13 protein-coding genes and 1 tRNA gene are annotated in these 13,696 nt (G+C 39.6%); 6 read left to right on the plus strand and 8 right to left on the minus strand.

Translation table 11 applies throughout. From position 1 onward, the window contains the following. Window positions 1-12: 12 nt before the first annotated feature. Window positions 13-525: a nucleoside deaminase gene (locus ABD894_RS23080; RefSeq protein ID WP_345213453.1), complete on the minus strand. Its 513-nt coding sequence runs from the start codon at window positions 523-525 to the stop codon at window positions 13-15. Window positions 526-668: 143 nt separating this feature from the next. Here ABD894_RS23080 and ABD894_RS23085 point away from each other — a divergent pair. The 5 genes from ABD894_RS23085 to ABD894_RS23105 all read left to right on the plus strand — a co-directional run bounded on the left by ABD894_RS23085 (window position 669) and on the right by ABD894_RS23105 (window position 7,525). After that, window positions 669-740: transfer RNA gene (locus ABD894_RS23085), tRNA-Glu, on the plus strand. Between the two features lie 152 nt (window positions 741-892). Then, entirely contained in the window at window positions 893-1,354 is a 462-nt protein-coding gene (locus ABD894_RS23090; protein ID WP_345213454.1) for a peptidase associated/transthyretin-like domain-containing protein, read from the plus strand. Between the two features lie 210 nt (window positions 1,355-1,564). Then, complete coding sequence (locus ABD894_RS23095) at window positions 1,565-2,281, plus strand: hypothetical protein (RefSeq protein WP_345213455.1); 717 nt, start codon at window positions 1,565-1,567, stop codon at window positions 2,279-2,281. A gap of 609 nt (window positions 2,282-2,890) precedes the next feature. Continuing rightward, window positions 2,891-3,448 carry a hypothetical protein gene (locus ABD894_RS23100; protein WP_345213456.1) on the plus strand — a complete coding sequence of 186 codons (558 nt, stop codon included), beginning with the start codon at window positions 2,891-2,893 and terminating at the stop codon, window positions 3,446-3,448. A 534-nt stretch (window positions 3,449-3,982) separates the two neighbouring features. Then, entirely contained in the window at window positions 3,983-7,525 is a 3,543-nt protein-coding gene (locus tag ABD894_RS23105; protein ID WP_345213457.1) for an FtsX-like permease family protein, read from the plus strand. 191 nt (window positions 7,526-7,716) lie between these two features. Here ABD894_RS23105 and ABD894_RS23110 read toward each other — a convergent pair whose 3' ends face one another. The 6 genes from ABD894_RS23110 to ABD894_RS23135 all read right to left on the minus strand — a co-directional run bounded on the left by ABD894_RS23110 (window position 7,717) and on the right by ABD894_RS23135 (window position 11,101). Beyond that, on the minus strand, window positions 7,717-8,445 hold the full coding sequence (locus ABD894_RS23110; RefSeq protein ID WP_345213458.1) for a carboxypeptidase-like regulatory domain-containing protein: 729 nt from the start codon (window positions 8,443-8,445) through the stop codon (window positions 7,717-7,719). Between the two features lie 221 nt (window positions 8,446-8,666). Continuing rightward, complete coding sequence (locus ABD894_RS23115) at window positions 8,667-9,107, minus strand: hypothetical protein (RefSeq protein WP_345213459.1); 441 nt, start codon at window positions 9,105-9,107, stop codon at window positions 8,667-8,669. A gap of 223 nt (window positions 9,108-9,330) precedes the next feature. Beyond that, on the minus strand, window positions 9,331-9,759 hold the full coding sequence (locus ABD894_RS23120; RefSeq protein ID WP_345213460.1) for a VOC family protein: 429 nt from the start codon (window positions 9,757-9,759) through the stop codon (window positions 9,331-9,333). Between the two features lie 43 nt (window positions 9,760-9,802). Continuing rightward, window positions 9,803-10,294: an SRPBCC family protein gene (locus tag ABD894_RS23125; RefSeq protein ID WP_345213461.1), complete on the minus strand. Its 492-nt coding sequence runs from the start codon at window positions 10,292-10,294 to the stop codon at window positions 9,803-9,805. Beyond that, the gene (locus ABD894_RS23130) at window positions 10,294-10,611 is read right to left on the minus strand and encodes an ArsR/SmtB family transcription factor (RefSeq protein WP_345213462.1); all 318 of its coding nucleotides are present in this window, start codon (window positions 10,609-10,611) and stop codon (window positions 10,294-10,296) included. The genes ABD894_RS23125 and ABD894_RS23130 overlap by 1 nt, the downstream gene beginning before the upstream one ends. 241 nt (window positions 10,612-10,852) lie before the next feature. Then, the gene (locus ABD894_RS23135) at window positions 10,853-11,101 is read right to left on the minus strand and encodes a hypothetical protein (RefSeq protein ID WP_345213463.1); all 249 of its coding nucleotides are present in this window, start codon (window positions 11,099-11,101) and stop codon (window positions 10,853-10,855) included. A gap of 301 nt (window positions 11,102-11,402) precedes the next feature. Here ABD894_RS23135 and ABD894_RS23140 point away from each other — a divergent pair, with 301 nt between their 5' ends. Next, on the plus strand, window positions 11,403-12,557 hold the full coding sequence (locus ABD894_RS23140; protein WP_345213464.1) for a glycoside hydrolase family protein: 1,155 nt from the start codon (window positions 11,403-11,405) through the stop codon (window positions 12,555-12,557). A gap of 222 nt (window positions 12,558-12,779) precedes the next feature. On the opposite strand, the gene ABD894_RS23145 is transcribed toward ABD894_RS23140, so the two are convergent. After that, complete coding sequence (locus ABD894_RS23145; RefSeq protein ID WP_345213465.1) at window positions 12,780-13,373, minus strand: hypothetical protein; 594 nt, start codon at window positions 13,371-13,373, stop codon at window positions 12,780-12,782. Between the last annotated feature and the right edge of the window lie 323 nt (window positions 13,374-13,696).

Raw genomic sequence — 13,696 nt, forward strand, 5'->3', positions numbered from 1 at the left:
ACAATAGGTTGCTTATAAGGTTCCGTTCTTTATCCCGGCCTTTTCTGCTTCACTCAAAGCTACCCATTTCTCAAATGATTTTATAGCATCGGCAGCATCAATTCTTTTAAAAATTATATCGCGCTCATTTAATGGCTTTGAAAGTTCCTGCTCAATAAAGGCATCGCTGAACCCCGCACTGTGCGCGTCGGCCTTGGTGTTAGCATAGTAAACCGCACTTATTTTTGCCCAGTAAATAGCGCTGGCACACATGGGGCAGGGCTCGCAGCTGGTATACATAACGCAGCCTTCCAAATCGGGTGTTCCCAGTTTTTTGCACGCTTCGCGGATGGCATTTACTTCGGCATGCGCGGTAGGATCATTCGTGGCCGTTACCGAATTAGGCGTAGCGGCTATCACCTCGCCATTTTTCACTACCACCGCCCCAAACGGACCGCCATTGCCTGTTTTAAGGTTATCATCGGCGCACTTAACCGCCAGGGCCATAAATGCAAGATGTGTGACTTCAGTATTCTCGTGGTTCATAATAATATACAATACCAGCAAGGCGCGTTTTGTTTTGTGCTGATATTCAGCATAGTTTTAAAAAAGAAAAACTGTTTTTAAATAAATTTTTATTTTTTCACAAAAACACATATCTTTGCATTCCCAAAATAAGGGAAATATAAGGCCCGTTCGTCTAGGGGTTAGGACGTTAGATTTTCATTCTAGAAACAGGGGTTCGATTCCCCTACGGGCTACTGAAGAAGCCGCTTTACGAAAGTAGAGCGGCTTTTTTTATTGTCTGTGTTTTTTGAAAGTTGAAAACTTTCGATATTTTTAGTCGAAAAAACGAGTTTCGGACAATTGGGTTATTCTCATCAATATTTATTCACCCAATAATGATAACAACGTGGAGAAACTATTAATCGCTCTTATTTTCCTCACTTTTTCAACATGTAGTCTTTATTCTCAGAATAAAACAATTACAGGAAGGCTAATTGATAATGATTTGGAAACCTTGCCATATGTATCAATTTTGATTAATGACACAATTAAGGTTGGCAAAACAGATTTAAATGGTTTTTTCCATATAGATATTGCTATTTCAGTGGAAAAAATAACATTTAATACTGTTGGAATAGAGCCAGCAACTATAAAGCTTGTAGATAAATGTAATGAAGTAGAGGTTGTACTGATGTTAAGCGGCACTTATGATTTTATAACTCTAAAGCGGATAGATAAACTTCGAATGAAAAGATTTAAGAAACTATCTGAGTTACATAAAATTGCATTCGAGAAAGGTATATTTAAAACGAGTAAATCTTGTTATATACAGGAGTTTGTGCCTTATTATACGAAAATCAAAAAGTGATATTAAGATAAAATCTCAATTTTAGGATATTAAGACGCCAACAGTCGCAAATCTGCCAAGAAGGAGGTCGGGAACTTTCCCCTACGGGCTACGAGAAACAATTGATGCCTTAAGTTAATCAACTTAAGGCATTTTGTTTTTGATTAATTATTTTATGGTTTCCATAACAGAAAGATTAATCCTTTACCGCTAATTGCCGTCATAGCATATATGAAAAACCTTAACCATATTTATGCCTTTGCGCTTTTGATGTTATTTACATCATGTAAAAAAAGCGATCACCCGGAACCCGCTGTAGACGAACCTGCCGAGCAGGTAATAGCCATTGTTCGCGATTCGGTATCTTATACCATAGATGGCCAAAACTATGCAGCCGGTGGCGTTGGCCTCAATTCTATGCACGTTGGCGGTCAGGAGGCTAACCGCAAACTTGTTATTAACGATAACAACCCGCATAATTATACCCTTGTAGGCAACCCAGACTCTGTGATGTTCTATCAAAAAAACTCTATTTCTACTAAAAGCGCAGATATAACTGTTACTTTTTTAAGAAAATACCTTAAGCAGAAACAAGGGGTTTCGTGGATGCCGGGCCGAAATGATATACTTAAATTGTTTACCGTAGGCAAATATGCTCTATCTGAAGATTTCGAATGGCAAAACACCCAAAATGGTATTGCCATTGATGTAGCAGCAGGCTCATCTTACAATGCATATAACGGAGTTAATACTGTTGTAGCCGCATCAGGTTTTCAAAAAAATTCCACCTTTGAGATTATGAGCTTTACACAAGCAACATCCGGCAGTTACAATCTGAAAGCAAAATTTACCGCTACAATACTTGACGCTGCGGGCAAGCAAAAAAAAGTAGAGAATGGTTATTTACAGCTAAATTTTGTTCCCTGGTATAATATCTATGGTAATTAATCAGCAAAAAAATATCATCGACACGCGTAAGTTTTCATCTTGCCGATGGTTGCCAAATAGGAAACAGTAAGGCTTGTGTTTGCGTAGCGTCTACTCTTCTCACTACAGTTAGCACCCCGTGGTGGTGGTTCCTATGTTTAAACCGTAAAGATTCTATAAATATGACAGCGACTTTGCAAGCGGCCACAAATCGGAGGCTTGGGGTGGCAAGGGAGTATGTATATTTTGCGGCGTTCTGATAGAAGGTTCCCCGACCATTTCCCGGCCAAACGTTTCTGGTCTTTGATAAATGGTTCGAGCACCCTACGGACTACATAAAAAAGCATCGATTATTAGGATCGATGCTTTTTATACTTGCTATTTTGGTGAATCCTCGTCCCAATCTACGATCTGCACCTGTCGGTAAAGCGCTAAAGCTACTGATTACGCTAAGCTACGGCGGACAAATACGGCGGATAAGAAACACCTGATTTTCATTCCGGATCCATCCGGCCTCCCGATTCCGCTACTATTTTAACTTTATTTACAAAATTTACATTTTTATTTACAATCCAAATCACCCGACCCAAAAAACATCAAAGTAGATTTGCTGAACCAATTTGAAAGGATATGAAAAATAAAAAAAATGTCATCTATGCGGTCATCTTGCCGCTGGTTGTGGTGAGCGGATTAGTATTTGCTAATCGTGAAATTAAAAATGGAAATGAGCGATATCCAAAGCCGTTGTCCATTGCTGACAGCATAGCCCATCGGGACGACAGGAAAAAATGGGAGGCTTCTCCCGACGGTATAAGGTACAAAGAATGGGAGGTTTTTCCTGAAGGTATAAAAGTGCACGCCAGTCATGATAAAATAAGGAAGTACATAAAGGATTTTTCCAATATGGAGGCTGTGGTAACCTCTGTTACCTTTCAGCGCAAAAACAGCAACTCATCAGGACCAAAATGGCTTATAGTCAAAATTAAAGGTGAAGAATACATGATGCAATTTATTCCTGATGATTTTGAGCAGTTAAACAGCCTGAAAGTTAACGACAAAATAATTGTAAGAAGCCACAGCGCGGGGTATTCGCCTAATCATCCATATTTAATTATATCGGGCGACTATATTGAGCAAAATAACAAGGTGCTTTTTAAACGTGATTTTAGCAAAAATAACGGTTGCTAAGGATTAGCTGCAAATGCCCTCGTAAACGCTGATAAGTGTTCAGAGAATCTCCACTTGGGGTATAAAAACCATCATCATACACGATTGGTGGTTTTTTTATGCAAGGTAAATTTAAAATAAATCAACAAATTACATCCCGGCTGCTATTTAATATATCCCGGCTTTCTTCAATAAAAACAGGTGTTAATGTGCTTGGGGCTAAAAGACTATGGAAATATAAAATAACGCTCGCCTCCTGGTGCTTTTATCTTTATATTCGTTTACAGTGTATTGATTGCATCTTTCAAGAGTTAATAATGAACAGTGTATTTGCTGTAAAAAAGCTATATTTCAACAAACAGTAAACAGGAGAAACGACCGGGATAGATGTTGCAACTGAATCCATATATCTTTCATATTAACGCCTACCACTTAGCGCTTTTGGGGGCAATATTTATCGGCCTAAATTTCATGCTGTTGTTGTGGTTTAGCCCCAAAACAAAGCGGACGGCAAACCGTTTTTTTGCTCTGGCATTAGGCACAGCGGTTTTATGGATGACGGAAACATTAGGCATCGATATCGGCCTGAACACCTATTTCCCGCACTGGGGTTGGCTGCCGCTTCAATTTTCGCTGGCAACCGGCCCGCTTATCTTCTTTTATGTGCTCAAAATAACCCGGCCTGAATACAAATTCAGGGGTAAGGATTTGCTGCACTTCAGTCCGCTGTTGCTGGAGCTGGGCGCTCATGTATTGGCGGTTAAAGAAAGTATGAAAACGGGTGGGGCAACCTATAATACCCACACATTTCAACAGTTAAATCTCGTACTCCAATTTCTGGCGTTTTTTTCGGTTAGCATTTACCTGTGCCTGTGCTTTATACAGATAGAGCGTTTTTACCGGCAACTCAAATTTAATTGGGGTGACCGCCCCCGGAACGAACTGCAATGGCTGCGTAATTTACTGTTAACCTTCGGATTGGTGTGGCTGTTATGGATTCCTTTTGCTGCCGCAGATTATTTTTACTGCCACAACCAACCGGGCGCACACCCTTATTATCTATTACACCTGCTGTTGGCTGTAGTTAGCATTGGAATGGGCGCCGTGGTTTTTCTGAGGCCGGGGGATAATGTGCAGGCAGATGCGCCATTGTTTTTAAAATCATTGATTCCGGCGGAGCTGAGGCAAAAAGGCATTTGGCTGAAGAATACGATGAAAGTCAATAGGTACTACCAGGACCCGGAACTCAATTTAAGTTTGCTGGCCGAAAAGCTTGATATGAGCCCGCATGAATTATCGCGGATAATTAACACAGCACTCCAAAAAAGCTTTAACGATTTTATCAGCGAATACCGTGTTGCAGAGGTTATCCGAAAAATGCAGGATCCGGCAAACGATCATATTACCCTGTTGGGTATTGCCTACGATTCCGGTTTCAACTCAAAAAGCACCTTTAACCGGATCTTTAAGGAAATGACCGGTAAAAGCCCCGCCGAATATAAAATTGAACTGAAAAAAGAGTTCCCAACTTATAATATGGGACGTAATGGCCGCTTTGCAACGGTAGTTTCGGGCAATCAATCCACACTGAAGTGGACTGCCTCGAAATTTAATTACAATTTTATGTTCAGAAATTATTTAAAAACAGCATTCAGAGGATTTTGGAAGCATAAGCTTTTTACGATAATAAACATTGCCGATTTATCTATAGGCATCAGCGCCTCGGTAGTAATTTACCTTATAGTGAACTATGATTTTACGTTCGATAAATTTCATAAAGACAACGACCGTATTTGCCGTGTGGTTATGGATATGGAGCTGTCTAACGGGCAAAAAATTCATTCCAGCGGAGTGCCGGGCCCTTTGGCCGGTGCAATTAAAAACCAGGTAACGGGTATTGAGGCCACTGTACCTATCTATGAGTTTTGGCCTCATTTTGTTTATATCAACAATAAGCAAAAGCGGTTTAAAGATCAGAACGGGATGACATTTACCGCCCAGCAATACTTTAAGGCTTTTAACTATGTATGGCTTGCCGGTTCGCGGCAGCATGCGCTTGATGAACCTAACCAGGTAGTGCTAACATCGCAACAAGCCAGGTTGTATTTCCCGGCGTTAAAATATAAAGACATGATAGGTAAAACGGTTACCTATGATACACTAACAACAACAGTTAGCGGCATTGTACAAACGCTTACACAAAATACCGACTTTGCCTTTCACGGTTTCGTATCTATCAGCACCATAACCACAAACAAAAGTTTTGCCGCATCGTCACACATAACTAATTGGGGGCACATTTTTTCGGGTTCAGAGGTTTTTGTAAAGTTGATGCCCGGCATTTCGGCAGCTAAGGTTTTAAAACAAATGAATACCCTTTATAAGGAAAATAACCCACCCCCGCGCGATGACAGGGCGCTTGCCAACAATGTAAACTTACGCTTGCAGCCATTAGATGATCTTCACTTCAACGCGGATTATAATATTTTCAGTTTTTCATCGCCGGCAAACAAAACCGCCGACTATGGTTTATTGGCTATAGCCGGTTTCCTGTTGCTGCTGGCCTGCATCAACTTTGTTAATTTAACTACCGCCCAGGCCGGCCAAAGGGCAAAAGAAATTGGCATTCGTAAAACAATGGGTGGCACCCGTGCGCAATTGATAGTACAGTTTTTAAGCGAAACATTTTTGATAACCCTTTTCGCGGTTGTTATCTCCGTTTTACTTGCACCGGTTATTTTAAACCTATTCTCCGACTTTATCCTCCCCGATATCCGCGTAGATTTTCTGCATCAACCGGAAATCATGCTGTTTCTGCTGATTTTAACAGTTGTGGTAACCGTTTTATCGGGTTTTTATCCGGCCCTTATGCTGTCGGGTTACAAACCTGTTTCGGTATTGAAAAAACAGGCACAAAGTGATAGCAGCAAAACACGACATGCATGGCTGCGTAAATCGCTTACGGTTTCTCAGTTTGTGGTAGCACAGTTTTTTATTATGGCAACTGTTTTGGTAAGCAGGCAAATCCATTACGTATTAAATAAAGAACTCGGGTTTAAAAAAGATGCCATCCTGGTGGTTAATGCTCCATGGAAGGCCGCCACGCTCCGCGATAATAAGGCACTGTTGAATAGCTTTCAATCAATACCCGGAGTTGCCTTGGTAGGCTTAGGCAGCGACCCGCCTTCGTCTGACGTTTTTAACAGAACGCGCAGTGTTTATAATGCCGGAAAAAAGGAAATAGTAACAGAGGAAATAGTAGTTAAAACGGGCGATGAAAATTTCATCAAAACATATCAGCTAAAATTGCTCGCGGGCAGAAACATACTCGAATCAGATACCGGAAAAGCCATTATTATTAATAATACATACGCGAAATTATTAGGCTTTAAGCATCCCGGTGATGCTATAGGGAAACAATTAGACAAGTTTAGCGGGCGCAGAAATATTAGTATTATCGGCGTAGTAGCCGATTTTAACCAGCGATCGCTACATTCGCCAATCTATCCGTCAGCTATTTCATGGGGTAGCGAAAAATACGGGGAGATGCGAACTTTACATGTTAGTTTAAAACCTCAAACTGCCGATGGTAACGAATGGAAAACTACGATTGCGCGGATGGCCAAAGCCTGGAAAAAGGTTTATCCCGACGATGATTTCGATTGCCAGTTTTATGATGAAACGATAGCCCAGTTTTACGAGGAAGAACAACACACATCAACCTTATTAACGTGGGCTACAGGCTTATCAATATTTATTAGTTGCCTTGGTTTATTGGGCCTTGCAATTTATACAACCAACCAACGCGCCAAAGAAATTGGTATACGTAAGGTGCTTGGCGCTACTGTTACACAAATTTTAACCTTGCTATCCACAGAACTGGTATGGCTCATTTTACTGGCCTTTATCTTAGTAACGCCGGTTGCATGGTATGCCATGAATAAATGGATGGAAAGTTTTGTTGATCATGTAGCTATCAGTTGGTGGGTCTTCGTTATCAGCGGCGCAGGCATGCTGGTGACGGCATTGTTTACTTTAAGCTTCCAAACCTTGAGGGCTGCTATTGCCAACCCGGTAAAAAGTTTAAGAAGTGAGTAGAAAATATGCATTCATTTACACTTCTAATTCTTTCCTTTTAAGCCGGAACAAGACTGAGCCAATATACTAACTCGCCATAGTCTCAAGTCTGCTAAATGGCATTCGAGTGGATTCTCCTATGGCTATTTTAAGAGGCAAGTCAAAGTTTTTGATTTGCCTTTCTCTTTGCTTCAGAAACTGCATTTACTGTATCAAAACAGTTCAGATCGAATCCGTTCGTCTTTAGAAAGCGTTTTGAAATTTTTATACGCACTGTTTAAATACAATAATAAGTTAAAAGAATTTGCCTGGAAAACAGCCAGACTTGGTTTGTAACGTTTTATAAAACTGTTAATTTCTTCATCGCCTACAGGGATGTACTTTTGAACAGTATCCTTACAAAAAACCCTGTCGATGTTTATAGCAGTTTCTTCATCATTGATTAATTTCTCAATTTTCTTCTTCCTTTTCTCATCCTTTTTCCAATACCAAAGCCTTAAGCTTAACCCGCCTTTATAGTTTCCGTCATCGTCCATTTGCTTTTTCACCGTTTGGTTATGAAAATCAGGGTCTTGATATTGAAAAGTTTTAGTTGATACTGCCTTGTTCGCGTTAATTTTCACCCCCGCAAGCCAGCGTTCAATTTGCAGCAGGTAGATTTGTTTAAACTTGAGGTTGGTTAACAAAATAGTATCTGACCTGTAGCCTTTTGCAGCAATTACCAGTAAATCATTAATTGCTGCTTTTATTTGAAAATTGCCGTTAGTGTCGGTATACACATGTTCGGCTTTTGATATTATTGAAATTTCAGCGGATGAGATAGCATTTTTAGTACCCATCTCATATATTTTGCCCTGTACTGTCTGGGCTTGTACAAGTTCGGCATAGAAGAAATAAATAACGAACAGGAACAGTAGCTTCAGTTGAGCGGTAACGTTCATTTTAATACAGGTTTAGTCCGTGTCGATTTAGTTATTCCAATCTGTTTGAAAATATGAAACGCAACCTGGTAAAATATAGTATGTTATTCAATATCAATGGCTATTCAAATTATTTTACTACTTCTAAAAACTCGGTAAGAGGTTCTGAGATTTTTTCGTTTTGGCATAAAAAAGCCTTGCACTTCAGTAAGGTTTTTTTGTGTTCAAAACTTTACAAGTTATCAAGGCGATTCAAAAAAAACTTCAAATACTTTCTTTTTGTAGCGCCATGCAATTATAACCGGATCAGATGCGCCGTTTGCACCCTTTCCTATGCCAAATAACTGTAACGCATCATCTTTAATCCATTCAATTTTATAACCATTAAATGTTTTTGCATCAAACGTAATATCAACGCCTTTCGAATTTTTAAAAACATAGTTATCAATAAAATATAAAGTGTCTGTTTTCCCGTTCCTTCTTTTCGTGATTAACAATTTCTTAAAAACATCCTTTTTAAAGTCTTCAATATAAACTTTGCCCAGTTCGTTTCCTTTTTTGTCTTTCAAAACAGCAATTAGTTTGATATTTCGTGGTATTGGCTTTTCAGTAGTAGTGGCTTTTGCCAACCCTAAGAGCATTGTTATTGAAATAGTAAGTGTTAAGATTAATCGTATTCTCATTTATGATAATTAAGGCTTGATGGATTTTAGCAAACATTGAATTGCTGCGTGTAATTTAATATAATCACCCTTAAATATCCTCACATTTAGTAAATAACTTTCAAAAGGTATTCCTCTTTGGTAGCTTATCAAACAAGAAGCCGCTTTACTTTCATAAAGCGGCTTCTTGTTGTTATCGGAACACGCTGCACGTTTGCACCGGCGAGTTTATTTTCGCCGTCAATTATAAAGCGGGGTCAAATTCCACAATCCATTCAATGCCATATTTATCCCTGAACATGCCGCCATAGGTTCCCCATGGACTGTCGCCAATTTCTCCCTCAACATCACCACCTGCTGATAATCCGTTAAATACCTTGTCGGCTTCTTCACGGCTTTCGGCACTAACCAATATTTTAGATCTGTTTTCGTTTTCGCTTACCCGTCCCATAAATTCGGGAACATCATTGGCTATTAACACATTGTTTTTGCCAATGGGCAAAGCGATGTACATGATCTTGTTCGCGTCGTTTTCCGCTACAGGGAATTCATCGCTCGACAGGTCACCGAAGCGAACGATCTTTGCAAATTCTCCGCCAAAAACTGATTTGTAAAAAGTGAATGCTTCTTCGGCATTGCCATTGAAGTTAATCCAGGGATTAATTGCTCTCATAATTTTTATTGTTAAATGTGATTATAATTTCCTTTTATAGTTTTTACGACAAAGTGGTTAACAGCTCTTCCAGGTTTTTTAAGGTCATGGTAAACCCGATCTTAAAGCCTTCCAATAATTTCTCCAATCGCTCGAAAGATTCATTAAAAATGACAATGTGTACTTTGGTTATACCATTTTGTTCGCTGAAATTGTAATCCCATTCAGAACCCGGCAGTTCCCTGTTTTCGTCTTTATCAGCAAAGGCGTTGTACATCTTAAAATTGGTTTTTGGGGTAATGGATGTAAATTCCTGCACCGACCAGCGCTCCTGCCCGTCGGGACTTATCATAGCGTAAAAGCGCCGCCCGCCTACTTCAAAATTCATGTACTTGGTTTTGGCGCGCATAGGTGCGGGCGCTCCCCATTGGTCAAGCAGTTCGGCATTGGTAAAGGCATCCCATACTAAAGATTGCCCTGCATTAAACTCCCTGGTTATATAAACCGTTTTCGCGGCTTTGTCAACATTAAAATCAAATAGCAAATCGTTGTTCATTATTCCTGTTCTTTAATGGTTGTTAATAATTGGTCGAGTTGATTGAATTGAGTTTCCCAGCTTTTTCTGAATTGAGCTAACCAATGGTCAAACTCCTGCATTTTTTTCGCGTTAAAGTGATAATAAATTTCCCTGCCTGATTGTTCTGGCTTTATCAGTTCGCATTCGTGTAATACTTTAATATGTTTTGATACGGCCTGCCTGCTCATATCAAATTTATCTGCCATGGCATTAGGCGTTAATGTCTGAATAGCCAGCAAAGCTAAAATAGCCCTGCGTGTTGGGTCGGATATGGCCTGGAATATATCTTGTTTCATTTTTTGCCCGGGCGCATTTAAGCAACCCGCTGGTTGCAAATATATGTGCAACTTTTGAGTTGCGCAAGTTTATTTGCATTTTTATTCCAATGTGACTTATTTAAGGGCCTTAAAAGATGACAACGGGAGTAACCCGCCAAAAAAAGGGCTTGGCAAACTTGCGCCAACGCTATAAAAATAGCCTTGCGGAAAATGAGAATTGCAAAAGATTATATGATGTTATTTGCAGGAGGAGGGAGGCCTATTTTAAATTTCTTTCCTTTAATAATACTTCCAAATCTTTACTTCTTGCCTTATTCTTTGCGGCTATTGGTATGTATATCAGGGGAAGAAAAGTTAACAATCCGAAACCATTTCTTACGGCACTATAAACGGCAACGCCAATCAAAAAGCCAAAGATGGCGGCATCGAAAATTTTGGTGGATTTAGTTTTTTTTGTTTCCTGTAACAGCTCTTCGTTTGTTAGCTCTGCTAATTCTTTTTGGCTCATTTATGTAATATCTTTTGATGCTTAGGTGTTGGTAGTTTAATTCTGAAATTATGGTAACTCTCACTACCCTGATTGCAATTTTACTAAATTAAAACTTTCCTTCAACAGACAACCAAAATAAAACATCAATCTCATCGCAAACACGTCAGATATCATTTATACAATAAACGTACATTTTGTTTCCGTGTAACGTTTGCCAACGTTTATGCAATAATCCATTACGTTCAGCGCTTTATCCATTTTATTGTTTGTAAAGGCAGCATATTTTTGAAAGCATAAGTCCAATTATAGAACTCTGAAAATGAAAACCAAATCAACTGCAATGCAGCTGCTTGCTGTATGTTTATTTTTTGCCTGCGCACTGGTAAGTAACCGATTGCTTGCCCAGGATAAAAATGGCCATCAGCTACCAACAGCCAAAGGTAAACCAACAAAGGTACCGTACGCCCACATGGCCTTAACTGCAAAGTATATTGGCCCGGCAGTAGCCGATTCAAATTGGTATAACTGGTGCGCATCGCCGATACAGGGAAAAGATGGTAAAATTCACATCTTCGGTGCGCGCTGGCCTGCGGCAGAAGGGATGGAAGGCTGGACCGGGCCTAATGCCGAAATAGCACATTTTGTTAGCGACCGCCCGGAGGGGCCTTTTAAATATGTGACCACCGTTCTGAAATCGTCCATGTTTACCGATCAAAAAACAATGTGGGGGCCGCATAATCCCCGCCTCGAATATGTGGATGGCAAATACATCCTGCTCTACATTTGTCAAAATCCGTCAAAAGAAACAAAGCAGAGGATCGGGATGATGGTTGCCGATAAGCTGGAAGGCCCCTGGAAATTTGTAGGCGACAAAGGCGGTATCATTATTCAAACTTCCAACGACTCAAAACATTGGACGTATCAAGGCGCTATCGGTGCCGATAACCCGGCATTTGTGAAGATAGGGAAGAAGTATTATGTATATTTCAAATCGGGCACCCCGGGGCAAATGGAGTCGAAATATGGTTACGCGGTGGCCGATAAATTAGAAGGGCCATACACGCTGAGCGATCATCCGATAACTGACAATGTATCATACCTTGAAGACGCGCAGGCATTTAAATGGGGAAACAAATACTATTTATTGACTACCGATAACCTTGGCGGCAATACGGGCATCTATGGTGATATTACCTTGTGGAAGTCAAAGACTGGGTTAGATTTTAAACTGGCTGATTCAAAAATAGCCATGGGGAATATATTAGATTATTGGGGAACAGCGGAGGATCATAAAAAGCTGCTTTCCAAACCGGGTGTTTTTAACAGGGACGCATCGGGCAAACTTGAACGCCCCGCAATTTTGATGCTGAATGGCAAGCCAGCCTATTTCTATAGCTCAGCGGATTTGAACGTTAACGGTGGAAAAGTTTCAGAATCATATGTATTTAAAATTGATTGGCATGATGGGAAATGATGTAAAAATGAAGTGATATTAAACGCAATCCTTCTTATAAATAAAAACCGCTCCATTTTCTAAGAGCGGTTTTGTTTTTTTACGTCAACAAGGAAATTGCTGTGATTTTTTAATACCAGGTAATAATCAGCACTAACCGAAAGGGCTTATTAATTAATTATAACCCTATCAGTAGCATCCCTTTACAATTTTGAAATAATCTATAATGCTTTACAAAATCCATCAAACATCCGTCGGGACATTTAACAAATTTAGTTGAGCTTTTATATTATTTAATTCATTTTGAATCATATTTAATATATATTCATTATCAAGCTTTGCCCATATCGTCCATTTTGTTTCTGCCTTTCCATGACCGCCGGTAGTCCAGGTTACATTACCACCAGCAATATCACCTGATATCCATGTTTTTTGATCTACTCCATTTATAATTGGCCCCCCTTTCCAATCTCCATTTGTTGTCCTTGATATCTTGGTAAAAATGTACGTATTGATTGCAATAACTTCTGTTTTAGTGGCATGATGTCCTGTTGCCCAATCAAAGCTGCTAAATGTCCACTCCAGGGTAGCGTACTCTAAGGCCCGTTTTGACGAAAAACTCTTGAACTCTTCTTTAATGTAAGCTTTTAAATTATCCATTCTTTCTTTAAAGCTACTCCCAGCTGCAGGATCTGTAGATGTCAAATAATAATCTTTTGCTGTTTTACCTTTACTGACAAGGTTTTGTAAATGACTCTGTGGAGTAGGGATATCAGCCGAGAGTTGTATTTGTGTTAGTCTGGATGCGAAAGTGGATTCAGGTGCGTTTATTTCCATTTTTATATTCGATTTATGTTACCAATAAAGGTGTATACGTTTTCAAAGTGTAACAATACCCAAAAGCTGGTATTTTTAATATGAACATTGATTAAAGGGAAAGAAATACAAAAACGATTCAAATAATGAAGGCGTAATGGCTAATATAGATAGCAGGTTTGCTGTGATTTTACAAAGCCTTTATATTGAATTACAAATAATCATTATCATAGAGTAAAACTATACATACTCAATTGGGGTTGTATAACAAACGTTTTGTTATGAATAACTTTTTCAGAGGAATTATAGCTGCCTGGGGCGCTAAAAAACTGGGTGGTGGCTGC

Source organism: Mucilaginibacter gynuensis, assembly GCF_039541195.1.
GTDB classification, from domain to species: domain Bacteria; phylum Bacteroidota; class Bacteroidia; order Sphingobacteriales; family Sphingobacteriaceae; genus Mucilaginibacter; species Mucilaginibacter gynuensis.

Excerpts from the sequence above, each read along its gene's own strand:
- ABD894_RS23080 (WP_345213453.1), bottom strand. The coding sequence starts at position 525 with ATGAACCACGAGAATACTGAAGTCACACATCTTGCATTTATGGCCCTG.
- ABD894_RS23095 (WP_345213455.1), top strand. The coding sequence starts at position 1,565 with ATGAAAAACCTTAACCATATTTATGCCTTTGCGCTTTTGATGTTATTT.
- ABD894_RS23100 (WP_345213456.1), top strand. The coding sequence starts at position 2,891 with ATGAAAAATAAAAAAAATGTCATCTATGCGGTCATCTTGCCGCTGGTT.
- ABD894_RS23105 (WP_345213457.1), top strand. The coding sequence starts at position 3,983 with ATGACGGAAACATTAGGCATCGATATCGGCCTGAACACCTATTTCCCG.
- ABD894_RS23110 (WP_345213458.1), bottom strand. The coding sequence starts at position 8,445 with ATGAACGTTACCGCTCAACTGAAGCTACTGTTCCTGTTCGTTATTTAT.
- ABD894_RS23115 (WP_345213459.1), bottom strand. The coding sequence starts at position 9,107 with ATGAGAATACGATTAATCTTAACACTTACTATTTCAATAACAATGCTC.
- ABD894_RS23120 (WP_345213460.1), bottom strand. The coding sequence starts at position 9,759 with ATGAGAGCAATTAATCCCTGGATTAACTTCAATGGCAATGCCGAAGAA.
- ABD894_RS23125 (WP_345213461.1), bottom strand. The coding sequence starts at position 10,294 with ATGAACAACGATTTGCTATTTGATTTTAATGTTGACAAAGCCGCGAAA.
- ABD894_RS23130 (WP_345213462.1), bottom strand. The coding sequence starts at position 10,611 with ATGAAACAAGATATATTCCAGGCCATATCCGACCCAACACGCAGGGCT.
- ABD894_RS23135 (WP_345213463.1), bottom strand. The coding sequence starts at position 11,101 with ATGAGCCAAAAAGAATTAGCAGAGCTAACAAACGAAGAGCTGTTACAG.
- ABD894_RS23140 (WP_345213464.1), top strand. The coding sequence starts at position 11,403 with ATGAAAACCAAATCAACTGCAATGCAGCTGCTTGCTGTATGTTTATTT.
- ABD894_RS23145 (WP_345213465.1), bottom strand. The coding sequence starts at position 13,373 with ATGGAAATAAACGCACCTGAATCCACTTTCGCATCCAGACTAACACAA.